Source organism: uncultured Brevundimonas sp. (genome assembly GCF_937870815.1).
Lineage (GTDB): Bacteria > Pseudomonadota > Alphaproteobacteria > Caulobacterales > Caulobacteraceae > Brevundimonas.
In genome coordinates this window covers 29,603-56,317 of the sequence record NZ_CALMZS010000212.1, presented here as the reverse complement: position 1 = coordinate 56,317, position 26,715 = coordinate 29,603, and the positions used below count along the sequence as shown (strand labels likewise).

Sequence of the window (26,715 nt, the reverse complement as noted above, 5' to 3'; positions counted from 1 at the left end):
GGTCATCCCTCGGCGATCAGCCACACGCGACCGTTGGCGCCGGCGCCGCCCACGCCTCCGGCGGTCTCCCCCGCCCCTCCGCCGCCGCCGCCGCCGCCGGCCGCACCGCCCGCGCCGCCGCCGTGACCCTGGCCCGAAGCCGAGGCGCTCCCGCCGCCGCCGCCGCCTCCCGCCCAGTACAGCGCCGGCAGGGGCGAAGCGGTCCCGGCCAGACCGGGAGCGCCGTCTCCGCCCGCGCCTCCGGCCGCCTTGACCGACAGCGCGCCGCCGTCGCCGCCGGCTCCGCCGGGTCGCGCCGTCGCGGAGCCGTCGAGTCCGCCGCCGCCGCCGCCGCCGCCCGGGGCGTCCGGGCGATCGAAACTCTTGCCGGTCACGCCCGCCGCGGTGACGCTGGATGCGCCGCCGCCATTGGAATTCGGCGCCCCCGCGCCGGCGACGCCGGCCGCTCCGCCCGTGGCCCCGCCCAGACCGCCGCCGCCGCCGCCCGGGGCGATCAGGAGGGCGGTCGAGCCGAGATAGACGACCGAACCGCCGCCCCCCGCCCCCGCGGCCGCAGTCCCTCCGGCTCCGCCGACCCCCACCGCCACGGTCAGGCCCGTCGCCAGCTGGTCTGCGGGCCAGATCGCCCGGCTGACGCCCCCCGCGCCGCCGCCGCCGCCGCCGAACCGCGACCCGGTCGGGCCGAAGGCCCCGCCGCCGCCGCCCCCGCCGCCGCCCACGGCGACGGCCTCAATGGTCCGGGCCCAGGGCGGGGTGGCGTAGCTTCCGTCAGCCGTCAGCGCCGTCACCAGACGCCGCGTCGCGCCCTGTTCGAAGCGGATCCGGCCGGACGCCCGCTCGACCGACCAGACCTCCTGCCACGCCGCCCCGTCGGCGCTCACCTTCAATCTCAGGTCGTCGTCGCCGATCAGGCCGATTTCCGCCCGCCCGCCCCAGGCGCTCTGAAACAGCAGGGAGAGGACATCGGCCGGCGCTTCCTTGTTGAAGGTCAGACGCAGGTCGCCGCCGCCGCCCGATCCGGGCGCCGTCCAGAGAACCTTGCCGGCCCGCACGGCGAACGGATTGGCGGCGTCCGCGGTGGTTCCGAAGCCGAACCGCGTCAACTCCTGGACAACGTCGAGTCGTTCGCCCAACGCCAGCCAACCGCCGCCGCTGCGGACGACCACTTCTCCGGCATCGAGGACCAGGGCGATCAGCCCTTCCGGCGCCGCGACCACGCTCCAGCCGCCCGCCTCGGCGCGGAGCAGGGCCCCGGCCGGCTGCCCGGCCCAGACCGGTCCGGTCGCGCCGGCGGGCAGGATGTACAGGGCTCCGTCCGCCGGCGCCGCGGGCTGGTCCGACGCGGTGCGGCTGACCACGGCCGTCTGGACCACGGCGTCGAGCCGGGTCAGGGCCTCGTTCAGCGTCACATGCTTCTGCATCTGGCCCGCGGCCAGATAGGGAAGGCCGAGGCGGGCGGTCTGGTCGTCGCTCATCAGGAAGTCTCCGGAAACTGTCGGAGACGAGTCTGCGCCGGGCCGCTCCCAGGGCGCGTTCAGGACGCTGACGACGAGACGATGTCGTTCGATATCAATGACGTAGATTGCGAAAGTGTGATGACTGGAGCGGAAAGGCCAGCATTGTCGAACGTCGTTCAGTCAGACAGGTAGGCCACACGCCTCAATCCGCCCTTCCGCCGCATGTCCGCGACATGGCGGTCATGCTCGCCCGAGGCGCGCGCCTCCCTCTCGCTGGCTTCGACCCAATGCGTCGTCTCGATGTCCCTTTGCAGGGCCTTGGCCGCCATCAGATGGCCCGGGAACAGCACGTCGACGACGCTCGGCACGAAGTCGAGGAAGGGGATTTCGCCCACAGCCGTCGTGACGCTGTCGAGGCCGAGATAGGCCACCATGCGGGCCACGGTGACCGGCGACGCCTTCACCCGCGCCGCCTGGACGAGCAGCCAGCCGGCCGCGCCGACCGAATAGACCGTGCCCACCACCGGCACCCAGGTCAGCAGGCCGTCGAGGCCGATGCCGAAAGGCCCGATGCGGACGGCCCGGTCGGAGAGTTTCTTGACGCCCTCGACATTGCTCCAGATTTTCTCGATATCGCCGATCGTCCGTCTGGCCATGCCTTCCTCCGAAGCGAGACCGTAACGCGCCATGACGCCCCCTGTTCAACCTGAAACACAAGCTCGCGACAGACTGGTGAGGGAGTGGCGGCCGCGCGGCCTCCTCGACGGGCTGGCGCGACTGGCGCTCTCGGCTCCGCTCGGCGTGGCGCTCGTCGCCTTGAGCGGGATCGGTCACCGCTGGTTGGATCTCCTCGCCCAGTTCACAGCCCCGACGCTGGTCGCCACGGCGGCGCTGACCGCCCTGCTGGCCCTGACCCGGTTGAAATTGGCCGCCCTGCACGGCCTTGTGGCCTGTATCGCCCTTTTCATGGCCGTGCTTCCGCAGTGGTTCCCCGGCGGGCCGGCGGCCGAGGCGGGCGCGCCGGTCGTGCGGCTGTATTCCGCCAATCTGTGGGCCCGGAACCGCGACGTCGAAGCCATTACGGCGTCGATCCGGGACGCCGACGCGGACATCGTGGTGCTGATCGAGCTGGGGGACGGGCCGGCCGGGCGGCTGGACGAGGTCCTCGCCGGCTACCCCCACCGGGTCGCCACGCCGCGGATCGAACGCCCCAGCGGCCCGGCGCGCTCGGTCATCGCCTCGCGCTATCCGCTCGTCGCCATCGAGGACCGCCCCGACGGCCTGCATGCGGTGGGCGCATCGGTGCGGACGCCGGCCGGGCCGGTCCACGTCCTCGGCGTTCACCTGACCCGTCCGTGGCCGTTTCAGGAGCAGTGGGGCCAGATCGAACAGACCCTGGCGATCGGAGCCATTCGCACCGACCTGACAGGGCCGACGATCGTGGCGGGGGATTTCAACAGCGTCTCGAGCGCCCGCGTCGGGCGTCTGCTACAGGCCGAGACGGGGCTGAGGCCCGCGCCGGGTTTCCCCGGAACCTGGCCCAGCGCCTTGCCGGCGGCGGCCGCCGTGACCATCGACCAGGTCTACGCCTCGCCGGATCTGGCCCTGGCGCGCCGCCGGCTGGGCCGGCCGAACGGTTCGGACCACCGCCCGGTGGTGGTCGAGTTCACCCGCGCGGCGGCCTGACCAGGGCGCGCAGCCGCTCGGCGTGGCCGGCGGCGGGGAAATCGTCGGCGATCCAGCCCTGCTCGAAGGCCTTCAGCAGGCGGCCCGTCTCCGGCCCCGGCTCGACCCCGAGACGGGCGAGGTCGCGGCCTCCCACCGGCAGCCGGGGACGGGTCCAGCCCGTGGCCAGGTCCAGCAGACGGCGCGCATCGGCGCTCCGCCCCGGGGCCTGGGCCCACCGCCGGGCGACCGCATCGGCGACGGCCTGGCGCCCATGGCGGTAGAGCGCCGCCCGCGCCTCGTGATCGCTCATCGACAGGCTGACGGCGGGCAGCGCCCGGGCCGCGAAGGCCAGCCGGTCGCGGACGCTGTTGGGGAACCGCAGCCGGGTGGCCGCCTGGCGGACGACGGTCTCGTCCGGCGGCAGCAGCAGCATCAGGCGCACGACCGGGTCGCCGGCCTGCTCCACCACCTCGCTGAACGGAGGCGTCAGGTCCGCCTCGGGCAGGACCTGGGCCAGCACGCCGACCTCGGCCATGACGGCCATGGCGGTCCGGGGGTCGGGCGCCGCCAGCAGCTTCATCAGTTCGCTGGAGACCCGCTCGGCCGACAGGCGAGCCATGCCTGGGGCCTCCGCGCGGCAGGCGGCGATCGCCGCGGCGTCCGGCTCTGCGCGCCCGTACCAGGCCTGGAAACGGAAGAAGCGCAGGATGCGCAGGAAGTCCTCGCGGATGCGGGTGACGGGATCGCCGACGAACACCACGCGCCCCGCCAGGACGTCGGCTACGCCCTCGCCGGTCGGATCGAACACCCGGCCGGCGGCGTCGGCATAGAGGGCGTTGAGGCGGAAGTCCCGGCGGGCGGCGTCCTCGGCCCAGTCGTCGGTGAAGGCGACCGTGGCGTTGCGGCCGTCGGTCGAGACGTCGCGGCGCAAGGTGGTGATCTCGAACGCCCGCCGGTCGGCCACGGCGGTCACGGTGCCGTGGGCGACGCCGGTGGGCACGGCCTTCAGCCCGGCGGCCCGGATGGCGCGCTCCGTCGCCTCCGGCTTCAGCGTGGTGGCGATGTCGATGTCCGCCACCGGCTGGCCGATCAGGGCGTTGCGGACGCAGCCGCCGACGAAGCGCGCGCAGTCGGGGCCGCCGGCCGCCTCCAGGGCGGCCATCACCGCCCGGGTCGTCGGGGCGGTCAGCCACGGCTGATCGGAAAGACGGGGAGTCATGCGGCGTCCTCGTCGACAGCGGCCGCCGGTTCGGCTTCATCGCCGTAGAGCCGGCTGTGCAAGGCGCGGACGATGGCGGCGGTCGCCCCCCAGATATAGCGTTCGCGCCACGGCATGGCCCAGTACCAGCGCCTCGGGCCGCCCTCCGGTTCATGGAAATCGCGCCGATGGTTGGCCGGATCCATCAGGAAGTCCCACGGCGCCTCGAACACCTCGGCCACCTCCTCGGGCGATGGAGACACCATCGGGGCCTCGGCCAGCCAGCCGACCACCGGCGTGACCAGGAAGCCGGTGACGGTTTCGTAGCCGTCGCCGACGCCGAGGATCTCGACGGCGGCCGGATCAAGCGCCACCTCCTCCCAGGCTTCGCGCACGGCGGCCTGGGCGGCCGTCTCGCCGGGGTCGAGGCGACCTCCGGGGAAGGCGATCTGGCCTGTGTGGCTGGCGAGCCTGTCGGAACGGCGGGTCATCAGCACCGTCGCGCCTTCGGGCCGGGCGATGACCGGCACCAGCACGGCGGCCGGGCGCAGGGTGCGGCCGGGGCGGGGCGCCTCGGGATTGAGATCGAAGTCGGATCGCGCCGGCGCACTGTCCGGCCGCCAGGCCGAGGCCGGCGCCAGCCGTTCGACCAGCCGTTCGCGCAGCGACGCAAGACTCATGCGACACCCGCCCCGACCGGGCCCAGCGGAAAGGCCTGGCCGCCGGAGCGGACCACCAGCCGCCCCTCCTCCACCGCGGCCAATTCGACCAGCTCATAGAACACCGGACGGACGATCCGCGCCCACAGGTCGGCGCGGACGTGCAGGGCCGGCCCCGGTTCGCCGGTGACCGGATCGGTGTCCACCCGGATCGGATGATCCGCCCCGGCCTCGACCATGTCCCCGACGTCGGTGGTGAAGCGCAGCAGGTCCTCTTCCGCCGTCAACGCCACGGCCCGGAACGGCAGGTCCTCGACCCGGATGCCCAGCTTCTCGACCGGCGTGACCAGGCAGTAGCCGTCCGGATCCTTGCGCAGGACGGTCGAGAACAGCCGCACCAGTTCGGGCCGGCCGATCGGCGAGCTGTCGTGCAGCCAGGTTCCGTCGCGGCGGATCAGGATGTCGATCTCGCCGCAGTGCGGCGGATTCCACAGATGCACCGGGGGCAGGCCGCGGCCGGGGGCCTGCGCCGCCGCCTCGGCGACGGCGGCCAGTCCGGTCTTGCTGTCGGCGGGGTCGGCCATGCCCCCAGACTTAGGCGTCACGCGCCCGGCGGCAAACCCCTGTCGAAGGGCGAGGCCGGCCCCCGCGGAAGATCGTCGCCCCACCACAGAACCCGCCGCTGATCCACCGGCCCGGGCATCCGCACCTCCGGCGCGGGGACGAAGCCGAAACGCCCGAAATAGGGGAGATCGCCGACCAGCAGGATTCCGGCGACATCCTTCGTCCGCGCATGGTCGAGGCAGCGCGACACCAGCTCGGTTCCGAGGGCGGCGCTGCGGTGCTCGAACGCCACGGCGATCGGTCCCAGGAACAGCGCCGGCGCGCCATCGATCCAGATCGCCCAGAGCCGCACCGACCCGATGATCCGTCCGTCGAGGCGCGCCACGAACCCCGCCGACAGCCCCGCCGTCTCCCTCAGGCGCTCGGCCGTCTTGGCGAAGCGTCCCGGGCCGAAGGCGGCCAGCACCAGCGCCTCGACGGCGCCGGCGTCGGCGGGAGTCTCCACGTCGATGCGCGGAAGCGGGGGCAGGGCGGGCGTGGCGGTCATGGGCGCGCGCAGCTAAGGGCCGGGCGGTCCCGAATCAACCGAATTGATCAGCCTGATCCGGAGAAATCCGGCGCGCGCTTCTGACTGAAGGCCAGGAAGGCCTCCATGGCCTCCGGGCTGGACATCTGGCTGCCGAAGGCCTCGCCCTCCCGCTGCATCAGCGCCCACAGGCCTTCCGCGTCGCGCATCAGCCGCTTGGTCTTGCGGATCGAATTGGGCGCCCGGAGGGCGAGCTTCGCCGCCAGATCGGCCGCCGCCGCCTCGACCTGGCCGGCCGGGACCGCCCGGTTGGCCAGGCCCCAGGCCGCCGCCGTCCGCCCGTCGATCGGCTCGCCCAGGGCGAACATCTCGAAGGCCCGACGGTGGCCGATGGCCGCCGGCAACAACATCGACGAGGCCGCCTCCGGCGCGAGGGCGAGGTTGACGAACGGCGCGGACAACAGCGCGTCCTCGGCCACCACCACCATGTCGCAGTGCAGGAGCAGGGTCAGGCCGACGCCGACCGCCCGCCCGCGCACCGCCGCCACCACCGGCTTGTCGAAATCGGCCAGCGCCTTGAGGAAGCGGAACACCGACATGTCCAGCGGCGGCTCGCCGCGGGAGCCGATCGCGATGAAGTCGGCGATGTCGTTGCCGGCCGAAAAGCTGTCGCCCTCGCCACGGAACAGCAGCACCCGGACGGCGTCGTCCCGGCGCGCCGTTTCGACCGCGTCGGAAAGCGCAGCGTACATCGCCTGGGTGATGGCGTTCTTTTTCCGGGGCCGCGCCAGCGTCACGGTCAGCACGCCGTCGGCCCATCCGGTCTGAATGTGGTCCGTCACGCCTCTGTTTCCTGTCTGGTTGCGCTCCACCAGTCGACGCCGGCGGCGTCGCGGCGGCGCGACGCCCGGCCCTGATGGAGCAGATGGTTGAGATGCGCCAGGCTCTCGCCGGTGGCCATGCCTCGCACGCCGTCGTCCACCGGGCGGGCGAACAGGGCCGAAAAGACATCGACGGCCCGGGACGGCGTGCGCAGGGCCCGCTCCAGCCGCTTCAGGGCGGACCGGTGCCCGCGGATCAGGGCGTCGAGGCGGGTGTGAACGCCGCGGAACGGCTCTCCGTGCGACGGCAGGACCAGCACATCCTCCGGAAACACCGTCTTCATGCGCTGCAGGGACTCGAGCCACTCGCCCAGCGGATCCGCGTCCGGTTCGGTCGGCCAGATCGAGACATTCGACGATATCTTCGGCAGGATCTGGTCGCCGCCGAGCACGACGCCGTCGCTCTCGCGCCACAGACAGGCGTGCTCGGGGCTGTGGCCCTCGCCCACGACGACGCGCCACGCGCGGCCGCCGATCGACAGCCGCTCGCCCTCGCGCATCCGGACGTAGCCGGGCGGGAGCGGCGAGACGCACCGGCCGAACTGGCCAAAGCCCGTCCGGTAGGCCGCGACCTGTTCCTCGGTCCAGCCGGCCCCGCGGTAGAAGACCGCCCCCTCCTCCGGTGCCGGCTGGCCGGTGTCGGCGACCAGCATGCGGGCGGTGACATATTCCAGCCGGGTCATCGTCAACGGGACCCCGAAGCGCGCGCACAGCCAGCCGGCCAGGCCGATGTGGTCGGGGTGCATATGGGTGCAGACGACACGGCTGACCGGCTCGCCGCCCAGCGGACCCTCCAGCAGCCGGTCCCACTCCGCCCGGGTGGCGGGCAGGTTCAGGCCGGTGTCGACCAGCGTCCAGCCGCCGACGTCCCGGACGGCGTAGACATTGATGTGATCCAGCGCCAGCGGCATCGCCAGCCGCATCCACAGCACATCCGGCGCGACCTCGACCGCCTCGCCGGGGCCCGGAGGCCGCCCGAACGGATAGTTCAGCCCGCGCTCCTCGCGGGCGGGCGGCTCCAGGTCCGTCAGGGCGACTCCGTCAGCCAAGTCCGTCTCCAATCGAAACTTAGGGCAGAATAGGCTGAAGCCGGCAGGCGCGTCCAGCATCGGCGATCCGCCGCCTTGACCCTGCCACAAGCCGCCGCCATGGATTTCCCCGACGATGTTTCGGCTCCGGAGTTCCAACGTGTTCCACAAGAAGTTGCTCGCGCTGACGGGCGCCCTGCTGGCCCTGACCGTGCTTTCGGCGCAGCCGGCCCTGGCCCAGGAAGCGGGCGCCACGACCAGTGAGGCGTCGGATTCCGCCAGCGGCGCCGTCCGGGGAGACCGGGTTCTTCCCGGCCGGACGAGCGACGGCGCCCGCGAGCGCCGGGACCGCCGCAACCGCTCGCAGCAGAGGAATCGCGCCCCTGTCGCCACGCCCGAGGAGAACAAGGCCGCCGCCCAGGCGCTGCTGACCGCCGCCGGCGTGGGCTGCCAGGTGTCCGAGGCCAGCCTTCTGGGCGTCACCCCCGAACAACATTCGACCTATGAGGTCATCTGCAGCGAGGGGCCGGGCTACCTCGCCGTCAGCTCCACCCCGCCCCAGGCCTTCAGCTGCCTCGAACTGGCCGGTCAGGCCGAAACCAGCCGGCTGCGCGACCCCGCCGCCGACGTGGGCCAGCAGTGCACCCTGCCGGCGAACCTCGACCCCGTGCCGGTCCTGACGACCTACGCCCGCGCCGCCGGCGTCGACTGCACCGTCGAGCGGGGCTCGGCCATCGGCAAGAGCCCCGCCGGCAATCTGATCTACGAGATCGACTGCGCCGACCGCGACGGATTCTGGCTCGAGAACGCCGCGGGAACCTGGAAGGCGACCCCCTGCTGGGACCTGACGCTGCAGCGGCAGGACAGCTGCCGCTATACGACCGCCGCCGAAAGCCTGGGGGCCTGGAGCACCGTCCTGGCCGGCACCGAGGCCGCCGCCTGCGACGTGCGGCAGGCCCGCCGGGTCGGCCGGGACGCCCAGGGCCTGATGGTCTATGAAGTGAAGTGCGGCGGCGGCGACGGCTATTTCGCCCGCGTCGGAAGCCGCTTCACCGCGGAGCGGGTCCACACCTGCGTCGAGGCGGCGACGATCGCCGGCGGCTGCACCCTCACCACCGCCGCGGCGCCGACCAGCGAACAGTAATCCCGTTCCCGGGACGAACGGCAGCGCCCCCGGGGGATTCCCGGGGGCGTCTTCGTTTGATCGATCGCCGCTTCACAGGGGCCCCCGACGCGCCGTAATCATGACCGATGCGCATCGCCACCTGGAACGTCAACTCGGTCAACGCCCGCCTGCCGACCGTGCTCGCCTGGCTGGAGGCGGCGGCCCCCGACGTGGCCTGCCTGCAGGAAATCAAATGCGTCGACGAGAAATTCCCGCGAGAGCCCTTCGAAAGCCTCGGCTACAACGTCGAGACGCACGGCCAGAAGAGCTACAACGGCGTCGCCATCCTTTCGAGGCGCCCGCTGTCCGACATCCGTAGGGGCCTGCCCGGCGTCGACGACTCCGGGCACGAAACCGACGCCGGCCAGGCCCGCTACATCGAGGCGGTGGTCGAGTCGGCGCGCCCCGTGCGGGTCGGCTGTCTCTATCTGCCCAACGGCAATCCCGTCGACGCCGACAAGTTCGCCTACAAGCTGGCCTGGTTCGACCGGCTGCACCGCCATGCCCGCGATCTGCTGGCCCTGGAGGAGGCGTTCTCCCTGTGCGGCGACTACAACGTCATTCCGACGCCGACCGATGCGAAGAACCCGGCGGCCTGGGTCGGCGACGCCCTGTTCGACCCCCGAAGCCGGGCGGCCTTCCACGCTTTGCGCCATCTCGGACTTTCCGACGCCGGGGAGCTGGGCGGCCAGCCGCCGGGGACCTACACCTTCTGGGACTACCAGGCCGGGGCCTGGCGGCGAGACCACGGCATCCGCATCGATTTCCATCTGCTCTCGCCCCAGGCCGCCGACCGCTTCCGGTCGGTCGAGACGCACCGCGACGCCCGTGACATGGACAGGCCGTCCGACCACGTGCCGGTCGTGGTCGAACTGGAAGACTAGGAATGGCCGAGGCGCTCCGGGTCATCCTGCTCGTGGCGCTGGCGGCGGCGGCCCTGACCACGGCCGCCCTGGTGCTGGCCTGGTGGATGGAGCCGGTGCGCCGGATGCGGCGGGCCCTGCTCAAGTCCCTCGGAGCCGCGCCGGAAGCCGAGGCCCTGTCCCCGGCCGAGGGACGGGCCGCCGGGCTCGATTTCGACGGCGGCCAGATCGCCGTGCTGTGGCGCCGGGGAGCGGCCGGCCTGGTCTACGCCTTCGAGGAGATCGACGGCGGCGAGATCATCGTCGACGGCCATGTCGTCGCCCGCGTGCGCCGCGGCGAGACCCGCAAGTCGCTCGACATCCTGGCCCCCGACGCCGAGCAGGTCGTATTGCGGCTGATGTTCCGGGACGCCCGGCATCCCGAATTCGAACTGGCCCTGTGGGACGCCGCCCTGCCGGTCCAGACCAGCTCCCCCGGCGAGGCCCTGCGCCTGGGCCGCCGCTGGCTGTCGCACCTCGAGGCGCTGCTGAGAGGGTGAGCCTTCGCCCTTCCGCACCTCCCCCCGGAACGCTAGAAGCCTCCATCCCTTGTGATCGACCAACCCGGAGCGCCCGCCGTGGCCCGCCTGTTCGACGCCTACATCATCGCCGACTGGACCGCCGCCGAGAGCAGGAAACTCGGCGACCAGTCCGTGTGGATCGGCGTGGCCAAGCGCGACGTCCGCTTCCGGCTCTACAGCGAGACCCACAATGTGGCGACGCGCGCCGAGGGCGAGGCGCTTCTGGCCTCCCTGCTGGCCGAACACCGCAGGCGCGGCGACCGGGTCCTCGTCGGCTTCGACTTCAATTTCGGCTATCCCGCCGGCACCGCCGAACGCCTCAAGCTGACCGGAACCCCGTGGCGGGCGATGTGGAAATTCATCGCCTCCAACGTCGTCGACAAGCCGGACAACACCAACAACCGCTATCAGGTCGCGGCCAAGGTCAACCGGCTGATGACCGACGAGGCCTGGCCGATGTGGGGCGCGCCCGCCAAACAGGCCCAGCGCTGGCTGACCACGACCAAGCCGCCGGCCGGCGCCGGCGCGGACATTCCCGAGTTCCGCGCCACGGAGGACGCTGTCCGCAAGGGACGGCTGCAGCCCAAGAGCGTCTGGCAGATGCACGGGGCGGGGGCGGTGGGCGGCCAGACCCTGGTCGGCATCCCGGCCGTGCGCCGCCTGCTGGAGAGCCTCGGCCCCTCGGGCGCGGTCTGGCCGTTCGGCACCGGCTGGCGCGCCCTCGAAGCCGCGGACCTCGAGCCGCTGTCGGCCCTGGTCGTCGAGGTCTGGCCGTCGATGTTCGACGGCAAGCCCAATCCCGGCGAGTTCAGGGACCAGGCCCAGGTCCGCGCCACCGCCGAAGCGCTCGCCAGGATGGACGAGGCCGGCGAGCTGTCGAAGGCCTTCGCCCCGCCGAAGGGCGCCGACGAGGCGCTGATCGCCAAGGTCGAGCAGGAAGAGGGCTGGATTCTCGGCGCCTGATCCCCACATCCGCTTCAACCCGGCGGTCGGCCCGCCGAAATGTCCCAAATGTCCCGCGAAATATCGCGGACATGGACACTTTTCCCGGCATTGGTGAAAGCAGGCCGCCCCTCTAGAGCCTGATCGGTTGAGGAGGACTCGCTTCGCGCTTCCGCCGATGTCGTGAATCAGGCTCCAGTATAAGGCTGGAGCGAAGATCCGGGTTTGGACGCGATCGCGTCCAAACCGATTTCACTCTAGCCGATCAGGGCCCGGGCCGCAGCCCGGGCCTCGTCGGTGATGGTGGCCCCCGACAGCATGCGGGCGATCTCCTCGCGGCGGGCCGTTTCGTCCAGCGCGTCGACAGTGGTGATGGTCAGGCCGGCGTGGTCGGCCTTGCGGACCTTCCAGTGGGCGTGACCGCGGGCGGCGACCTGGGGGCTGTGGGTCACCACCAGGACCTGGCCCCCATGCGACAGCCGCTGGAGCCGCGTCCCCACGGCCTCGGCCACCGCGCCGCCGACGCCCTGGTCGACCTCGTCAAAGATCATCACCGGCTGGCGCTGGTCCTCTCGCCCGGCCAGCGCCGCCTTCATGGCGAGGGCGAAACGGGCCAGTTCGCCGCCCGAGGCGATGGCGTCCAGCGGGCCGAAGTCCGCTCCGGCGTTGGTGGCGATCTCGAACCGCACGGTCTCGACGCCCGAGGGTCCGCGCCGCCCCCCGGGCATCGGCTCGAAGGCCACGCGGAAGCGGGCGCGGTCCAGCTTCAATGGCCCGAGCTCGCCCATCACGGCGGTGGTCAGGCGTTCCGCGGCCGCCTCCCTCGCCGAGGTCAGCAGCATGGCGGCGACGTCATAGGCCTCGCGGGCGGCCGAGGCGGCGCGGTCGGCGGCGACGATCGCCTCGGCGCCGTCCTCGATCAGCCGCAGCTGTTCGCGAAAACGGAGCCGCAGCGTCGGCAGCAGTTCGACCGGGGCGTTGAGCTTGCGGGCGGCGGCGCGCAGGGCGAACAGCCGCTCCTCGGCCCTGTCCAGGCGCCCCGGCTCGAAATCGAAGGCGTCGGCGGCGGCGTCGACGCAGGCGATGGCCTCCTCGGCCTCGACCAGGGTGCGGTCGATGGCCTCGGCCGCGGCGGCCAGCTTCTGCAGCAGCGGGTGTTCGGGATCCGCGCCGGCCTGCCCGGCCCGCTGGCGGGCGTGCTCGACGGCGCGCAGGGCGGCGGCGAGGTTGCGCGACAGCCTGTCCCCGCCCAGCGAGGCGCGGGCGTCCGAAAGGTCGGCGATGGCCTTCTCCGCCGCGCCGAGCAGGGCGCGCTCCCCGGCCAGTTCCGTCTCCTCGTCGGCGCGCGGATCGAGTGCGTCGAGATCGGCGAGATTTTGCTCCAGCTCTTCGCGATGGGCGGCGGCCTCGGCGGCGGCGGCCTTCAGGTCGGCCACGGCGCGTTCGGCGGCCTTCAGCCGGTCGGCGGCGGCGGCGACCCCGGCGAGTTGCGGTTGCAGACCGCCGTAGTTGTCCAGCAGACCGCGATGGGTCTTCCAGTCCAGCAGGCCGACGGTCTCGTGCTGGCCATGCACCTCCACCAGCGCCTGGCCGATCTCGCGCAGGGCGGCGACCCCGGCGGGCTGATCGTTGACGAAGGCGCGGCTGCGGCCGTCGGCCGTCAGGGTGCGGCGCAGGATCAGGTCCCCGCCCGCCGAGACTTCAAAGCCGCGCTCGGCGATCATCTCCAGCAGGGCCGGATCGTCGGGCGCCGTGAAGACGGCGGTGGCCGAGGCCTGTTTGGCGCCCGCCCGGACCAGCCCGGCGTCCGCCCGCGCGCCCAGCGCCAGGCCCAGTGCATCGAGAATGATGGACTTGCCGGCTCCGGTCTCGCCGGTCAGCACCGTCAGGCCGCCCTCGACCTCGAGGTCGAGCACATCCACCAGCACGATGTCGCGGATGGAGAGGGCGGTCAGCATGAAAGGCGGCGATTCGGCATTGCGGTCAGTCTACCTTCGCCGCAAGCCGACGACGCGATACTTCACAGGCCGGATGCCCGGCGCAGGGCCGCGTTGATTCCCGACTGCCACCCTGCCCCCTTGGCGCGCCAGTGCGCCAGCACATCAGCGTCCAGCCGCAGCGTGACCTGTTGTTTGGGCGTTTCGGCCTTGGGGCGACCTGGAGAACGCCTGAACTGCGCCATAACATGTCCCGGCAGCACCTCCCGAGCGGGACACGCCCGAGCCAGGATTTCCTCTGTCAATTCGGGAGCATCGTCTTGATCAAGCTCGACTTCGTCCCATTTCACCTTCTTATCCATTTGAGAACCTCCGTCTCACGCGCTCGTCGCAAGCTGATCGCCCGTATGTCGCTGCCACGCATCGTGTAGGTGAGTGCGTGGAGGACGCCGTTGATCAGCCCATAGGCGTTACGTCTCAGTTCCTTGTAGTCGTGACGGGTGTCGATCACGATCACCGCTGTGTCCAGGTCCATCTCTTCGGCCAGCCGAAGGGACACCCCGTGTTTGGCGATGTTGGCCCTGTCCTTCTCCGGATCGAAGACGATCATTTATGTAGCTACATAAATGACCGAGGTCAAGCCGACTCAGCCCGGGATGATCCGGCGCAGCCAGCTTTCGCGCTCGCCGGTCGGGGCGACGTCGGGCCGGCGGCCCTCTTCGGTCAGCAGGGCGTAGGCCTCGGCGTACCAGGGGCTGCCCGGATAGTTGTGGCCCAGCACGGCCCCGTTGCGGGTCGCCTCTTCCTTGAGGCCGAGCTGCAGGTTGACCTCGACCAGCCGGTACAGGGCCTCCGGGGTGTGCGACGTCCGCTGATAGGCCTCGTTGTCGATCACCGCCTTGTAGCGGTTCAGCGCGGCCAGCGGCTGGCCGGCGCGCTGGTAGTAGCGGCCGATCGACATTTCCTTGCCGGCGAGCTGGTCGTTGACCATGTCGATCTTGACCGTGGCGTCGATGGCGTACGGGGTTCCGGGATAGCGGCGGGCGACGTCGCGCAGGCCGTCCAGCGCCGCCTGGGCGTAGCCCTGGTCGCGGCCGACGTCGGTGATCTGTTCGAAATTGCACAGCGCCTTCATGTAGAAGGCGTAGGGCGCGCTGGGATTGCCCGGAAACAGCTGGATGAAGCGGTCCGCCGCCGCGATGGCCTCGGCGTAGTCATTGCTCTGATAGTGGGCGTAGATCTGCATCAGGATCGCGCGACGCGACCATTCCGAGTACGGATGCTGGCGCTCGACCTCCTGGAAATAGTCGATCGCGTCGCCCCAGCGCCGGCTTTCGAGCCGCTGGTAGCCGGTGTTGTAAAGCGCCTCGACCGGGCGCTCCTCATAGGCGAGGCGCGGGCGGTCGCCGCGGCCGGCGCAGGCGGACATCGTCAGGGCCGACACGGCCACGGCCGACAGGATCAGACCGGCGCGGAACTTGGAAGCAGGCAAGGACGACCTCAACATGACAGGCCGGCGGGCATCGACCCGTCGGCGCCCCCGGAAACGAGACGCGATCTCTACACCAGCCGGCAACGCCGCGCCAATGCGGGAAGAAGTCAGCCAAAAAGACTCTCCCGCGGCTTGTGGCTGGGCCGTCCCCTGATATGTAGCGCGCCAACGCGACGCCCGCATTTTCAGCCGGGCGATGACGGCGAAAGGATGACCGGACATGAAGCTGCTCTCTGGCAACTCCAACCGGACGCTGTCCCAGGCCATCGCCGCCCACCTCGACATGCCGCTGACCAAGGCCCAGGTGAAGCGGTTCGCCGACAATGAGGTGTTCGCCGTCATCGAGGAGAACGTCCGCGGCGAGGACGTCTTCGTGCTGCAGTCGACCAGCTATCCGGCCAACGACAATCTGATGGAGCTGCTGATCATCACCGACGCCCTCGTCCGGGCCTCGGCGAAGCGGATCACCGCCGTGATGCCCTATTTCGGCTACGCCCGGCAGGACCGGAAGACCGGTGGCCGCACGCCGATCTCGGCCAAGCTGGTGGCCAATCTGATCACCCGGGCCGGGGCCGACCGGGTGCTGACCATGGATCTGCACGCCGGCCAGATCCAGGGCTTCTTCGACATCCCGACCGACAACCTGGTGGCCACCCCGGTGCTGGCCCAGGATATCAGGGCGCACTACCCCGGGGGGGACGACCTGATGATCGTCTCGCCCGACGTCGGCGGCGTGGTCCGGGCCCGGTCGCTGGCCTCGCGGCTCGATGCCGACCTCGCCATCGTCGACAAGCGGCGGCCCAAGGCGGGCGAGAGCGAGGTGATGAACATCATCGGCGAAGTCGAGGGCCGGCGCTGCATCCTGTTCGACGACATCGTCGACTCCGGCGGCACCCTGGTCAATGCGGCCCAGGCTCTGATCGACGAGGGCGCGACCGAGGTTTCGGCCTATATCAGCCACGGGGTGCTGTCCGGCCCGGCCGTGCAGCGGGTCGCCGACGGGCCGCTCAAGGAGCTGGTCATCACCGACTCCATCGAGAACCCCCACGAGGTCCTGACCTGCTCGAAAATTCGCCGCGTTTCCGTGGCTCCGCTGATCGGCGAGGCCATCCGGCGGATCGCCAACGAGGAGTCGGTCTCCAAGTTGTTCGATTAAGGTCACGGAACCCGATCGGGTCCTGCCCCATTTGCGCCGTCAGGTTGGGCGTAGCTGGGCGCCGGTTGTCCGAGGAGTCCTGATGCGTCCGGTTTTCCTGCGCCGCGGTCTGTCCGTCGCCGCCCTCGCCGCCGTCGCCGTCCTGGCCGGCTGTGTTTCCGACGCCCCCACCAAGGCCGAGATCGAGGCCGCCCGGGTGGCCGCCGAAATCGCCGCCCGAACGCCCCCGAGAATCCGACTGAATCAAAGCGTGGCCGACGCCGCCGCCGTCTACATGGCCTTCAGCCGTGACATGGCCGCCCTTGAAGGAGGGTTCACCGATCCGGAGCAGATCCAGGCCGCGCTGCGGCGCGGGGCCGCCTATGATCCGGGCCAGATTTCCCGGGGCCTGGTCGCCTATGCGTCCATCCTCGCCCTGCAGTCGCCCGAGTTCGTCTCCGGCGTCCGGTCTCTCGCCGACGACCAGGCGACACGGGAGGGGCTCGTGGCCCGCATCGTGGCCGACCCCCGCCACGCCTCGACCCTGCCGGGCGCCGACGCCGCGGCCGGCCTGGTCATGGCCACGCTGTCGGCGGACATCAACGCCCTTGCCCGGGCCGCCAACTCGATCGAGAACGACGCCTACGCCATCCAGGCCCCCTATGATCCCCGCCGGTCCTGGGGCGTGGCCGAGGTCTGGGGCCGCGAGGCCCGGCTGGAGGTCGCCAAGGTCCGCTCCGCCCAGATCATGCAGCCGGCGGCCGACGAGGCCTCGCGGCTCTTCGAGGCCGCCCACAGTGGCGGCGGCGCCCTTCCGGTCAGCGGCGCGCCCCGCAAGCCGCCCTATCCGCCGGCGGTGGTGAACGGGCTTGCACTGGCCGCGCTGGCGGCCCTCGGCTACGCCGGAGAGAACGCCCGCGCCAACACCGACGCCCTCCAGTTCGATCGCGTCAGCCAGGGCTGTCTGACCATGTCGAAACTGAACCTGTTCCAGTGCCTGGCCGCCTCGCGGCCCAATTACGAGGACATGTTCTGCCTGGGCCGCCACATCGTGCGCGATCTGGCGACCTGCTCGCGGGGGGCGGCGATGCCGGCCCCGATCGTCACCGTTTCCGATGTCGTGCCTGTCGAGGCCGCGCCGGCGGAGCCCGTCGTCATCACGGTCGCCCCCCCTGCGCCGGCCGGCCCGAGCGCGCCGGCGGCCCCGCCTGCCCCACGTCCGGCCCCCTCGATAACGGAAAGATTGAACACCGGGCCGGACCGCGCCCCGTCTGACTGACCGGGTCCACGGGCGACGCGCGGCGCCATGGGCCCGCATTAACGCTCGTGGAATGGTTTTGTCGGCGTTATAAGGGGTCCGAACTTCCGGCGCCGGGAGACGGCGCCGTGCGTCCAGGGTGGGGATTTCGTATGCTTGAGGCCCGTTTTCGCCGCGGTCTGTCGCTGGCCGCCATCGCCGCCGTGAGCGTTCTCGCGGCCTGCGCCACCCCGGAGCCGGAGCCGGAGCCCGCTCCGCCGCCCCCGCCGCCGTCCGTCAGCCTCAACGAGGGGGTGGCCCAGGCCGCCGCCATCTACGTCGCCTTCATGCGTGACGCGAGCACGATCAGGGCCGGCTTCGACACCGCGGAATCGATCCAGGCGGCCATCCGCAAGGGGGCCTCGTACGAACCCGCCCAACTGTCGCGCGGCATGATCGCCTACGGTTCGATCCTGGCCCTTCAATCCCCCGAGTTCGTGCAGGGCGTCCGCACCTTCGCGGCGGATCCGGCGGTGCGCCAGGAAATGGTCGCCCGCATCATCGCGGATCCTACCTACGCCGCCACCCTTCCGGGCGCCGAGGCCGCGGCGGGGCTGATCGTCGAGACCATCGGACGGGATTCGGCGGCCATGCTGGCCATCGCCGACGCCGTCGAGGAAGACGCCTACACCATCCAGGGCCGCGCGGACCCGCGCCGCCGCTGGGCGGTGGTCAACATCGCCAATCGGGACGTCCGGCTGCAGGGCGCCAAGGCGCTGTCGGCGGTCCAGATGCTGCCTTCCGCCGAGGAATCGGCCCGCCTGTTCGCGGCGGCCAACAGCGGCTCTGGCCTCGAAGTGACCCCGGCCCGGTCGGCTCCGCCCTATACGCCGGCGGTGGTGCGGTCGCTCGCCCTCGCCGCCCTGGCCGCCCTGGGCGCCGGCGGAGAGGACGCCCGCGCCAACACCGAGGCGCTGACCATCGAGCAGAACAGCGAATTCTGCCTGAACATGTCCAAGCTGATGCTGTTCCAGTGCCTGGCCGCCTCGCGCCCCAGCTATGAGGACATCTTCTGCGTCGGCCGGCACGTGGCGCGTGATCTGGCCACCTGCACCGCCCAGAACGTCAAGCCCGCCCCCGTCGTCGCCCCCGCCACCGAAGTGGCGGGTTCCGGCCCGACGCCGGTTCAGCCGCCCGTGGCGGCCGCGGCCGCCTCGGCCTCGGTGGCGGCGACGGCGGCCCTGAACGGCGAGGGCTGATCCGAAGGCGCGTTCGGGGGCGTCCAGACGGTTGCGTCCCCGGGCGTCTGCGTGTAATAGCCCGCGCTCCTGAATTCGAGGGTTCGAGGACCCTGCCGCGCGGGCGATCAGTCAGCGCGGCGTTTCTGTTGTTGAGGCGAGCCAGATGGCCGAGATCATTCTGAATGTCGATGTGCGTGACGGCGTCGGCACCGGCGGCGCCCGCGCCGCGCGCCGCGCGGGCATGGTCCCGGGCGTGCTGTACGGCGGCGACAAGGCCCCCGTCGCCATCGCCGTGAACGAGCGCGACTTCCGCAAGTCGCTCTACACCGGCAAGCTGCTGGGCCACCTGGTGACGCTGAAGTACGGCGACGATACCCAGCCGGTCATCGCCCGCGACGTGCAGTTCGACCCGGTGTCGGACCGTCCGCTGCATTTCGACCTGATGCGGGTCGACGAGAAGCAGACCATCAGGATCGACGTGCCGGTGCACTTCATCAACCAGGACCAGTGCGAGGCCTTCCGCCAGGGCGGTTCGCTCGAGGTCGTCCGCCACTCGGTCGAGGTCAAGGTCCGCGCCGACCACATCCCGGAAGACCTGATCGTCGACCTGACCGGCCACAAGCTGGGCGACACCATCCGCTGGACCGACCTGAAGGGCACGAAGGACGTCGAGCCGACCATCACCGACCGCGACTTCGTGATCGCCTCGATCAAGACCTCTTCGGCCGCCATCTCCGCCGCCGCCGATGAGGCCGCGGACGCCGAAGCCGCCGCCGCCGAGGCCGACGCCGCCGAGGAGGTTCCGGCCACGGAACAGGCCGCCGGCGAAGCCGAAGACGCCGCCGAGGGCTGATCCTCCCGCGACAAGCTGCTACTGGAACGGCCCCTCCGGCGACGGACGGGGCCGTTTCCTTTTCCGGAACCCGACATGATCATCCTCGCCGGCCTGGGCAATCCGGGCCCGAAATACGAGAAGAACCGACACAATATCGGCTTCATGGCGGTCGACGCGATCGCGCGCCGCTGGGCGTTCGGGCCCGAACGCGCCAAATTCCAGTCGGTGATCCGCGAAGGCGAGGTCGAGACGCCGAACGGCCGGGTCAAGGTCCTGCTGATGAAGCCGCAGACCTACATGAACGAGAGCGGCCGCGCCGTCGGCGAGGCGGCGCGCTTCTACAAGGTCCCGCCGGCCGACATCGTCGTCTTCCACGACGAGATCGACCTGGCGCCGGGGCGCTTCCGGATGAAGAAGGGCGGCGGCGCGGCCGGCCAGAACGGGGTGCGCAGCCTGATCAGCCAGCTGGGTCCTGACTTCCGCCGCGCCCGCATGGGCGTGGGCCACCCCGGGCGGCCGGAGCTGGTGCACGCCCATGTGCTGAGCGACTTCCACAAGGCCGACCAGCCGTGGCTGGAGGCGATGCTGAACGCCTGCGCCGACGCCCTGCCCTTCGCCCTGGCCGGCGACGACGACCGCTACCAGGCCGAGGTCCTGCGCCTGGCCCCGGCCCCGAAATTCAGCCCGCGGCAGGCGGCGCGCGGCGACGATCCCGCGGGCGGTGGCCGATCCTGAAGGGGTCCGGGCGCCACAGTGCCCGGATCAGAACACCAGCACCTTGTCGGCCGAGACCGTCTCGGCGGCGAGTTCGTCCATGGTGCTCCGGCGCGCGCCCTCCACCACCTCCTCGGCCAGCAGGCCGCGGGCATCCATGCACGTGCCGCACAACAGGACGTTTCCGTTTCCGCTCAACACCCGCTTCAGCATCCGTTCGACGTTGTAGTAGCCGTCGGGGGTCTTCTGCCCCTTCCGCGCGGCCACGACGGCGTCGGCCATCAGGAAGACGGTGAGGCCGCCGGCCGGCTCGAGCTTCAGCAGGGCATGGGCCAGCCGCAGGGCGTTGTAGGTTCGCTCCGTGCCGTACGGAGGATCGTTCAGGATCAGGAGCGTTCTCATGGTCTGGTCTCGGCTCCGGCTATGGGGGCGACCGGCGGATGAGGGGCCGAGGACGGCGGACTGTCAAGCCGGCAGGACGCCGCACGGGCCGGCGCCGGAACCGTTGCGCCGCCCCTCCGCGCGGGGTAAGGCCCACGCCCGCGCCTTCCGGGACCGAGAACGCCATGCCCCGCCCTCCGATCGCCGTCCTGCTGCTGCTCCTGGCGGCCTGCGGGCCCACTCCGCCTCCGGCGGCAGGGGCGACGGTCCGGGTCGCGGACGCCGTCTGCCGCCCGACGCCGGTCGGTCGCCAGGCCACCGGTTGCTATCTGACCCTGACCGCCGCCGCCGATGATCGTCTCGTCAGCGTCTCCAGCCCGGTCGCCGGCCGGATCGAAATCCACGAGAGCCGGATGGAGAGCAACATGATGATGATGCGCCAGCTGACCGACGGCCTGCCCCTGCCCGCCGGCCAGGCCGTGGAGCTGAAGCCGGGCGCCAGCCACCTGATGCTGCTGGCCGTGACCGAGCCGCTGAAGGCCGGAGACGCCGTGCCGCTGACCCTGGCCTTCGCTTCGGCCCCGCCCGTCGAGATCACTGCGGCCGTCGGCCAGCCGGCCCTGACCGACTCGGGCCATGCCTCGCGCTGACCCCGACGCCTCGGCCTGACAAACCGGCCGCGACCCGCTAAAGGCTCGCGCTCACCAAGGAAACGCCCGCCCCCATGGCCCTGAAAGTCGCGATCGTCGGCCTGCCCAACGTCGGCAAGTCCACCCTGTTCAACGCCCTGACGAAGACGGCGGCGGCGCAGGCGGCCAACTACCCGTTCTGCACGATCGAGCCGAACACCGGCGATGTCGCCGTGCCCGAGCCGCGCCTCGAGGTGCTGGCGTCCATCGCCGGTTCGAAGGAGATCATCCCCTCGCGCATCACCTTCGTCGACATCGCCGGCCTGGTGCGCGGCGCCTCGAAGGGCGAGGGGCTCGGCAACCAGTTCCTCGCCAATATCCGCGACTGCGACGCCGTGGCCTTCGTGGCGCGCTGCTTCGTCGACGACGACATCACCCATGTCGAGAACCGCATCGACCCGATCTCGGATCTGGAGATCATCGAGACCGAGCTGATGCTGGCCGACCTCGAAAGCCTCGAGAAAAGGGTCGTCAACGTCGAGAAGCGGGCCAAGGGCGGCGACAAGGAAGCCCAGCAGACCCTGCGGCTGATCAACCTGGCGCTGACGCCCCTGCGCGCCGGCAAGCCCGCGCGCGTGGTGAAGGTCGACCGGGAGGACGAGAAGGCGTGGCGCATGCTGCAGCTGCTGACCTCGCTGCCCGCCCTCTACGTCGCCAACGTCGACGAGGCTTCGGCGGACAAGGGCAATGAGCTGTCGGACCTGGTGGCCCGGCGCGCCGCCGCCGACCACGCCAAGTCGGTGGTGATTTCGGCGAAGATCGACTCCGAACTCGCCGTGCTGGCGCCGGAAGAACAGGCCGAGTTCCTCGAAAGCATGGGGCTGGAGGAGCCGGGCCTCAACCGGCTTATCCGCGAGGCCTACGCCCTGCTGGGCCTGCAGACCTATTTCACGGTCGGGCCCAAGGAAGCCCGCGCCTGGACGATCCCGATCGGCGCCACCGCACCGCAGGCGGCGGGGGTGATCCACACCGACTTCGAGAAGGGCTTCATCCGCGCCGAGACCATCGCCTACCCCGATTTCGTCGCCCTCAAGGGCGAGCAGGGAGCCAGGGAGGCCGGCAAGCTGCGGGCCGAGGGCAAGAGCTACGTCGTCAAGGACGGCGACGTGATGCATTTCCTGTTCAACTGAGATCAGGCCGCGGGCGTATCCTCCAGCGTCGTGCATTTGGTCAGCACGACGACGGCGTTGTCGCGGTTCAGCCAGGTCAGGCGCATGCTCTGGCCGGACACCGCCATCCGCACCCGTTCATTGGAGACCATCCCTTCGCCGGTGCAGGTCAGCGCCGCCTCATAGCCGTCGGCGACCTGGTCGATCGAAGCCATGGCGCAGCTGTTCTCATAGCCCTCGAAGCGGGTGGTGGTGATCTCGATCGGCCGCTCGGGACCGGTGGTGTTCGGGCACCAGGAGACATCGGCGGCCCAGCGGCCGACGAAGCTGCGCGGACCCGCGCCGGGCAGGGCCGACCCCGCCCCCGGCGGAGGAACGGTCGGGGGAACCTCGGCCTCCGGCGTATCGACCGCCTCGGCCGGCTCGGTCGGCGGGTTCGGTTTGTCGGCATCGCAGGCCGAAACAGCGAAGACCGCGAGCAGGCAGGGGATGATCCGGGTCATGGAAGGGAAACGCGGCCGCGGTCCGTTGGCTCCACACTCGCCCCGATCACGAATTCGCGGCCACGCTTGCATCCCTCGCCAGTATTTGCGACCCGTTCTTCTGTGTCGAGAAACAATGGGGTGTCCCGGATGACTCAGAACACCAATCCATGGGCAATGCAGATTGATCCGCTGGCGCAGGATGTCGCCGCCGTGCTCAAACGCATGGGCGGCTCCGCCCACCAGAAGGACGTGGTCCAGTGCGTCGCGGCGATGAAACGCCAGCGCGGCGAGACGGTCGCGCAGGACCTCGCCAGCCGCATCGTGGAGGTGTTCGAGCGATATCGCGACCTGTTCTTCAGGCCGTTCGGGGAGGGATCGATGCGTTGGGCCCTGCAGCCCGGCGTGGCCTGACGGCAGTCCCCCCGGGAGGGGCGTGGCGAAGGCCCGCGACCGGAGGGTCGCGGGCCTTGCTGTTCTGGACAGGGCGGTTGTCCAACCGCGATCTAACGGTTGCAGCGGCAGATTCTAGAAACGGCGGACGTAGCTGAGGCCGTAGGTGTCGACCTCGGCGCCGCCGTCGTCCTGGAAGTCGCGGCGGGTCCAGTCGGCGCGCAGGCCGTTGCGGCCGTCGAAATACCAGTTGGCGCCGGCCCCGTAGTTGACGCTCTCGCCGTCCTCCACAGCCGTAAAGCCGGCGACGTCGGCCTTGACCGAGGTCGTGCCATAGCCGACGCGGCCGAACAGTTCGAGGTTCTCGGACACGGGCAGTTTGGCGACGCCGTAAACGGCGGCGTCGTACTCGTGCTCGATCGAGCCGTCGACGCCGGCGACGGTGACGTCGTCGTCGCGGACGCCGACCGAGGCTTCGCCCTCGACGCCGAAATTGCGGGTGAAGTCGTAGCCGAGACGGCCGGTGATCGCCCCGAGCTTGGCGTCGTCGGCCTCCAGATGGGTGTAGCCGAGCGAGCCGGTCACCCGACCGGGATCCTGGGCCAGGGCGGGCCCGGCGGCGAGAGTAAGAACAGCGGTCGCGAGAAGAACATTACGCATTGTGTCTGCATCCTCTAGATGTGGTGACTTCTACGGTCACCAGCCCCACCCAGCGTGAACACAAATGGTCCTCGCGCCCTCCTGTTCCAGACCTGAAATTCGACTTGCCGTCGACTGTGCGCGGACTGGCACAGACGCCGCTACGTCAATGATGACTTCATCGTGACCTTATTTTGGCGCTCCGGTTTCTAGCGATCCTTCTCCCGTTCCGCGCCGGACCGGGCCTCGAGGGCCGCCTGGGCGGCGGCGAGTCGGGCGATGGGGACGCGGTAGGGCGAGCAGCTGACGTAGCTGAGGCCGACCCGTTCGCAGAAGGCGATCGACGACGGATCGCCGCCGTGCTCGCCGCAGAGGCCCATCTTCATACCCGGCCGGGCCGCGCCGCCGCGCTCGGCGGCGATGCGGATCAGGTCGCCGACGCCGTCCTGATCGAGCCGGACGAACGGATCCGTCTCGAAGATGCCCTTGTCCATATAGGCCTGCAGAAAACGGCCGGAGTCGTCCCGGCTGATGCCGAAGGTGGTCTGGGTCAGGTCGTTGGTGCCGAACGAGAAGAATTCGGCGTGCTCGGCCAGGTCGCCGGCGCGCAGGGCCGCGCGCGGCAGTTCGATCATGGTGCCGACCAGGTATTCGACCCGGTCGCCGGCCTCGGCGAAGACCGTCTCGGCGGTGCGGTCGGTCAGTTCGCGCAGGTATTTCATCTCCAGGCCGAGCGCGACCAGCGGGTGCATGATTTCGGGGATGGGGGCCTCGGCCGCGGTTTTCTTGACCTCGAGCGCCGCCTCAAGGATGGCCCGGACCTGCATCTCGTAGATTTCCGGATAGGCAACGCCGAGGCGGCAGCCGCGGTGGCCGAGCATCGGATTGGTCTCGTGCAGATCCCTGGCCCGGCGCTTCAGCTTGGCGGCGTCGAGGCCCTGGGTTTCGGCCAGGGCGTCGATCTCGGCCTCGCTGTGGGGGATGAACTCGTGCAGCGGCGGATCGAGCAGGCGGATCGTCACCGGCAGGCCGGCCATGATCCCGAACAGCTCGACGAAGTCCGACTTCTGGAACGGCGCGATCCGGGCCAGCGCGGCGCGACGGCCGGCCTCGTCGTCGGCGAGTATCATCTCGCGCACGGCGGCGATGCGGGCCTCGTCGAAGAACATGTGCTCGGTGCGGCACAGGCCGATGCCCTCGGCCCCGAAGCCGCGCGCGGTGCGGGCGTCCAGCGGGGTCTCGGCGTTGGCGCGGACCCCGAGGCGGCGGACCTTGTCGGCCCAGGCCATCAGGGTCTGGAAGTCGCCGGTCAGCTCGGGCTCGATCATCGGCACGGCGCCGTCCAGCACCTCGCCCTTGGAGCCGTCGATGGTGATGATCTCGCCGGCCTTGAAGGTGCGGCCGCGGGCGGTGAAGGTCCCTGCCTTTTCATTGATGTGAATCTCGCCGGCGCCGGAGACGCAGGGACGGCCCATGCCGCGGGCGACCACCGCCGCGTGGCTGGTCATGCCGCCGCGGGCGGTGACGATGCCGCGCGCCGCGTGCATGCCGTGGATGTCCTCGGGGCTGGTCTCCTCGCGCACCAGGATGACGGCGTCGCCCAGCTGGGACAGGCGCTCGGCCTCGTCGGCGTCGAACACCACCTTGCCGGTCGCCGCGCCGGGCGAGGCCGGCAGGCCGGCGGCCACGACCCTGCGCTCGGCCTGCGGATCGAGGGTCGGGTGCAGCAGCTGGTCCAGCGCGCCCGGCTCGACCCGGGAGACGGCCTCCTCTTCCGAGATCATCCCCTCGGCGGCGAGGTCGACCGCCACCTTCAGCGCGGCCTTGGCTGTGCGCTTGCCGTTGCGGGTCTGCAGCATCCACAGCCGGCCCTGTTCGACCGTGAACTCGATGTCCTGCATATCGCGATAGTGGGACTCGAGCCTCCCGACGACTTCGACGAACTGGCCGAACACCTCGGGCATGGCCTCCTCCATCGAGGGGGCGGTCTCGCCCATCTCCTCGCGGCCGGCCCGGGTCAGCGACTGGGGCGTGCGGATGCCGGCGACGACGTCCTCGCCCTGGGCGTTGATCAGGAATTCGCCATACAGCTTCGCCTCGCCGGTCGAGGGGTTGCGGGTGAAGGCGACGCCGGTGGCCGAGGTGTCGCCCATATTGCCGAAGACCATCGACTGGACATTGACCGCCGTGCCCCAGCTTTCCGGGATGTCGTGCATGCGGCGATAGAATTTGGCCCGGTCGTTCATCCAGCTGGCGAAGACGGCCGAGACCGCGCCCCACAGCTGGTCGTTCGGATCCTGCGGGAATGGGCGGCCCAGCCGGTCCTCGACCACGGCCTTGTAGTCGGCGACCACCCTTTCCCAGTCGCCGGCGGACAGGTCGGTGTCGACGGTGACGCCGAGCCGGTCCTTGTGGTCGTCCAGCACCTCCTCGAAGTCGTCGTGGGACAGGCCCAGAACGACGTTCGAATACATGGTGATGAAACGGCGGTAGCTGTCGAAGGCGAAGCGCCGGTCGCCGCTGAGGGCGGCCAGCCCCTCGACCGTCTCGTCGTTGAGGCCGAGGTTGAGCACCGTGTCCATCATCCCCGGCATCGAGGCGCGGGCGCCCGAGCGGACCGAGACCAGCAGGGGGTTGCCCGGGTCGCCGAAGGTCTTGCCGACGACGGCCTCGACCGTCTTCAGCCCGGCGGCGACCTGATCGCGCAGACCGCCGGGCCAGGTCTGGCCGTTGGCGTAGTAGTGGACGCAGGCCTCGGTGGTGATGGTGAAGCCCGGCGGCACCGGCAGGCCCAGCGAGGACATCTCGGCCAGGTTGGCCCCCTTGCCGCCGAGCAGGTCCTTCATCGACGCATCGCCGTCGGCGGAGCCGCCGCCGAAGCCGTACACCCACTGAGTCATCCCGTAGCCCCTGAGCCTGT

Annotated in this window: 28 protein-coding genes and 1 pseudogene; 13 read left to right on the top strand and 16 right to left on the bottom strand. The window is 70.9% G+C overall.

The genetic code is table 11. The features are described 5' to 3' along the window. Positions 1-2: 2 nt before the first annotated feature. Both Q0588_RS15030 and Q0588_RS15025 read right to left on the bottom strand, forming a co-directional pair. Positions 3-1,475 (bottom strand): DUF2793 domain-containing protein, encoded by a 1,473-nt coding sequence (locus Q0588_RS15030; protein WP_298747794.1) that lies wholly within the window; start codon positions 1,473-1,475, stop codon positions 3-5. A 158-nt stretch (positions 1,476-1,633) separates the two neighbouring features. Then, on the bottom strand, positions 1,634-2,113 hold the full coding sequence (locus tag Q0588_RS15025) for a DUF4112 domain-containing protein (RefSeq protein WP_298747791.1): 480 nt from the start codon (positions 2,111-2,113) through the stop codon (positions 1,634-1,636). A gap of 31 nt (positions 2,114-2,144) precedes the next feature. Between Q0588_RS15025 and Q0588_RS15020 the strand changes: the two genes are divergently transcribed. Then, positions 2,145-3,143 carry an endonuclease/exonuclease/phosphatase family protein gene (locus Q0588_RS15020; RefSeq protein ID WP_298747788.1) on the top strand — a complete coding sequence of 333 codons (999 nt, stop codon included), beginning with the start codon at positions 2,145-2,147 and terminating at the stop codon, positions 3,141-3,143. Here Q0588_RS15020 and Q0588_RS15015 read toward each other — a convergent pair. The 6 genes from Q0588_RS15015 to Q0588_RS14990 are packed head-to-tail and all read right to left on the bottom strand — an operon-like array spanning position 3,124 to position 8,002. Continuing rightward, the gene (locus Q0588_RS15015; protein WP_298747786.1) at positions 3,124-4,344 is read right to left on the bottom strand and encodes a CCA tRNA nucleotidyltransferase; all 1,221 of its coding nucleotides are present in this window, start codon (positions 4,342-4,344) and stop codon (positions 3,124-3,126) included. The genes Q0588_RS15020 and Q0588_RS15015 overlap by 20 nt on opposite strands. Beyond that, entirely contained in the window at positions 4,341-5,003 is a 663-nt protein-coding gene (locus tag Q0588_RS15010; protein WP_298747783.1) for a CoA pyrophosphatase, read from the bottom strand. The genes Q0588_RS15015 and Q0588_RS15010 overlap by 4 nt, the downstream gene beginning before the upstream one ends. Then, positions 5,000-5,566, bottom strand: a complete 567-nt coding sequence (locus Q0588_RS15005; protein WP_298747780.1) for a DUF1285 domain-containing protein — start codon at positions 5,564-5,566, stop codon at positions 5,000-5,002. Before Q0588_RS15005 ends, Q0588_RS15010 begins: the two co-directional genes overlap by 4 nt. Before the next feature lie 17 nt (positions 5,567-5,583). Continuing rightward, entirely contained in the window at positions 5,584-6,093 is a 510-nt protein-coding gene (locus Q0588_RS15000; protein WP_298747777.1) for an N-acetyltransferase, read from the bottom strand. Positions 6,094-6,140: 47 nt separating this feature from the next. Continuing rightward, positions 6,141-6,914, bottom strand: a complete 774-nt coding sequence (locus Q0588_RS14995) for an enoyl-CoA hydratase (protein ID WP_298747775.1) — start codon at positions 6,912-6,914, stop codon at positions 6,141-6,143. Further along, positions 6,911-8,002, bottom strand: coding sequence for an MBL fold metallo-hydrolase (locus tag Q0588_RS14990; RefSeq protein WP_298747773.1), 1,092 nt, complete (start codon positions 8,000-8,002; stop codon positions 6,911-6,913). The genes Q0588_RS14995 and Q0588_RS14990 overlap by 4 nt, the downstream gene beginning before the upstream one ends. Before the next feature lie 139 nt (positions 8,003-8,141). Here Q0588_RS14990 and Q0588_RS14985 point away from each other — a divergent pair, with 139 nt between their 5' ends. The 4 genes from Q0588_RS14985 to Q0588_RS14970 all read left to right on the top strand — a co-directional run bounded on the left by Q0588_RS14985 (position 8,142) and on the right by Q0588_RS14970 (position 11,532). Further along, complete coding sequence (locus Q0588_RS14985) at positions 8,142-9,125, top strand: hypothetical protein (protein WP_298747771.1); 984 nt, start codon at positions 8,142-8,144, stop codon at positions 9,123-9,125. A gap of 107 nt (positions 9,126-9,232) precedes the next feature. After that, a complete protein-coding gene (locus tag Q0588_RS14980) occupies positions 9,233-10,030 on the top strand; it encodes an exodeoxyribonuclease III (RefSeq protein ID WP_298747769.1) in 798 nt (265 codons plus the stop codon). A 2-nt stretch (positions 10,031-10,032) separates the two neighbouring features. Further along, the gene (locus Q0588_RS14975) at positions 10,033-10,548 is read left to right on the top strand and encodes a hypothetical protein (RefSeq protein ID WP_298747767.1); all 516 of its coding nucleotides are present in this window, start codon (positions 10,033-10,035) and stop codon (positions 10,546-10,548) included. A 78-nt stretch (positions 10,549-10,626) separates the two neighbouring features. Further along, on the top strand, positions 10,627-11,532 hold the full coding sequence (locus Q0588_RS14970; protein WP_298747765.1) for a cobalamin biosynthesis protein CbiG: 906 nt from the start codon (positions 10,627-10,629) through the stop codon (positions 11,530-11,532). A gap of 236 nt (positions 11,533-11,768) precedes the next feature. Here Q0588_RS14970 and recN read toward each other — a convergent pair whose 3' ends face one another. The 4 genes from recN to Q0588_RS14950 form a co-directional block, all read right to left on the bottom strand. Next, positions 11,769-13,469, bottom strand: a complete 1,701-nt coding sequence (gene recN / locus Q0588_RS14965; RefSeq protein WP_298747763.1) for a DNA repair protein RecN — start codon at positions 13,467-13,469, stop codon at positions 11,769-11,771. Between the two features lie 62 nt (positions 13,470-13,531). After that, complete coding sequence (locus Q0588_RS14960; protein ID WP_298747761.1) at positions 13,532-13,810, bottom strand: BrnA antitoxin family protein; 279 nt, start codon at positions 13,808-13,810, stop codon at positions 13,532-13,534. Further along, positions 13,795-14,058 carry a BrnT family toxin gene (locus tag Q0588_RS14955; RefSeq protein WP_298747759.1) on the bottom strand — a complete coding sequence of 88 codons (264 nt, stop codon included), beginning with the start codon at positions 14,056-14,058 and terminating at the stop codon, positions 13,795-13,797. Before Q0588_RS14955 ends, Q0588_RS14960 begins: the two co-directional genes overlap by 16 nt. A gap of 36 nt (positions 14,059-14,094) precedes the next feature. Beyond that, positions 14,095-14,955: an outer membrane protein assembly factor BamD gene (locus Q0588_RS14950; protein ID WP_298747757.1), complete on the bottom strand. Its 861-nt coding sequence runs from the start codon at positions 14,953-14,955 to the stop codon at positions 14,095-14,097. A gap of 205 nt (positions 14,956-15,160) precedes the next feature. Here Q0588_RS14950 and Q0588_RS14945 point away from each other — a divergent pair, with 205 nt between their 5' ends. The 5 genes and pseudogenes from Q0588_RS14945 (at position 15,161) to pth (ending at position 20,123) form a co-directional block, all read left to right on the top strand. Next, positions 15,161-16,096: a ribose-phosphate pyrophosphokinase gene (locus Q0588_RS14945; RefSeq protein ID WP_298747755.1), complete on the top strand. Its 936-nt coding sequence runs from the start codon at positions 15,161-15,163 to the stop codon at positions 16,094-16,096. An 82-nt stretch (positions 16,097-16,178) separates the two neighbouring features. Further along, entirely contained in the window at positions 16,179-17,354 is a 1,176-nt protein-coding gene (locus Q0588_RS14940) for a hypothetical protein (protein ID WP_298747753.1), read from the top strand. A 131-nt stretch (positions 17,355-17,485) separates the two neighbouring features. Further along, complete coding sequence (locus Q0588_RS14935; RefSeq protein WP_298747751.1) at positions 17,486-18,571, top strand: hypothetical protein; 1,086 nt, start codon at positions 17,486-17,488, stop codon at positions 18,569-18,571. 145 nt (positions 18,572-18,716) lie between these two features. Further along, positions 18,717-19,325 (top strand): annotated as a pseudogene (locus Q0588_RS14930) (50S ribosomal protein L25/general stress protein Ctc); the annotation flags it as partial. A 156-nt stretch (positions 19,326-19,481) separates the two neighbouring features. After that, the gene (gene pth / locus Q0588_RS14925; RefSeq protein WP_298747747.1) at positions 19,482-20,123 is read left to right on the top strand and encodes an aminoacyl-tRNA hydrolase; all 642 of its coding nucleotides are present in this window, start codon (positions 19,482-19,484) and stop codon (positions 20,121-20,123) included. A gap of 27 nt (positions 20,124-20,150) precedes the next feature. Here the strand turns inward: pth and Q0588_RS14920 are convergent, their stop codons facing one another. Then, the gene (locus tag Q0588_RS14920; RefSeq protein ID WP_298747744.1) at positions 20,151-20,504 is read right to left on the bottom strand and encodes a DsrE family protein; all 354 of its coding nucleotides are present in this window, start codon (positions 20,502-20,504) and stop codon (positions 20,151-20,153) included. 164 nt (positions 20,505-20,668) lie between these two features. Here Q0588_RS14920 and Q0588_RS14915 point away from each other — a divergent pair, with 164 nt between their 5' ends. After that, positions 20,669-21,133 carry a copper chaperone PCu(A)C gene (locus tag Q0588_RS14915; protein WP_298747741.1) on the top strand — a complete coding sequence of 155 codons (465 nt, stop codon included), beginning with the start codon at positions 20,669-20,671 and terminating at the stop codon, positions 21,131-21,133. 74 nt (positions 21,134-21,207) lie between these two features. Beyond that, positions 21,208-22,302 carry a redox-regulated ATPase YchF gene (gene ychF / locus Q0588_RS14910; RefSeq protein WP_298747738.1) on the top strand — a complete coding sequence of 365 codons (1,095 nt, stop codon included), beginning with the start codon at positions 21,208-21,210 and terminating at the stop codon, positions 22,300-22,302. A gap of 2 nt (positions 22,303-22,304) precedes the next feature. Here ychF and Q0588_RS14905 read toward each other — a convergent pair whose 3' ends face one another. After that, positions 22,305-22,784 carry a hypothetical protein gene (locus Q0588_RS14905; protein WP_298747735.1) on the bottom strand — a complete coding sequence of 160 codons (480 nt, stop codon included), beginning with the start codon at positions 22,782-22,784 and terminating at the stop codon, positions 22,305-22,307. A 156-nt stretch (positions 22,785-22,940) separates the two neighbouring features. Here Q0588_RS14905 and Q0588_RS14900 point away from each other — a divergent pair, with 156 nt between their 5' ends. Further along, complete coding sequence (locus Q0588_RS14900) at positions 22,941-23,177, top strand: hypothetical protein (protein WP_298747732.1); 237 nt, start codon at positions 22,941-22,943, stop codon at positions 23,175-23,177. A gap of 114 nt (positions 23,178-23,291) precedes the next feature. Here Q0588_RS14900 and Q0588_RS14895 read toward each other — a convergent pair whose 3' ends face one another. After that, the gene (locus tag Q0588_RS14895; protein ID WP_298747730.1) at positions 23,292-23,816 is read right to left on the bottom strand and encodes a porin family protein; all 525 of its coding nucleotides are present in this window, start codon (positions 23,814-23,816) and stop codon (positions 23,292-23,294) included. Between the two features lie 188 nt (positions 23,817-24,004). Further along, on the bottom strand, positions 24,005-26,695 hold the full coding sequence (gene ppdK / locus Q0588_RS14890; RefSeq protein ID WP_298747728.1) for a pyruvate, phosphate dikinase: 2,691 nt from the start codon (positions 26,693-26,695) through the stop codon (positions 24,005-24,007). Positions 26,696-26,715: the final 20 nt, after the last annotated feature.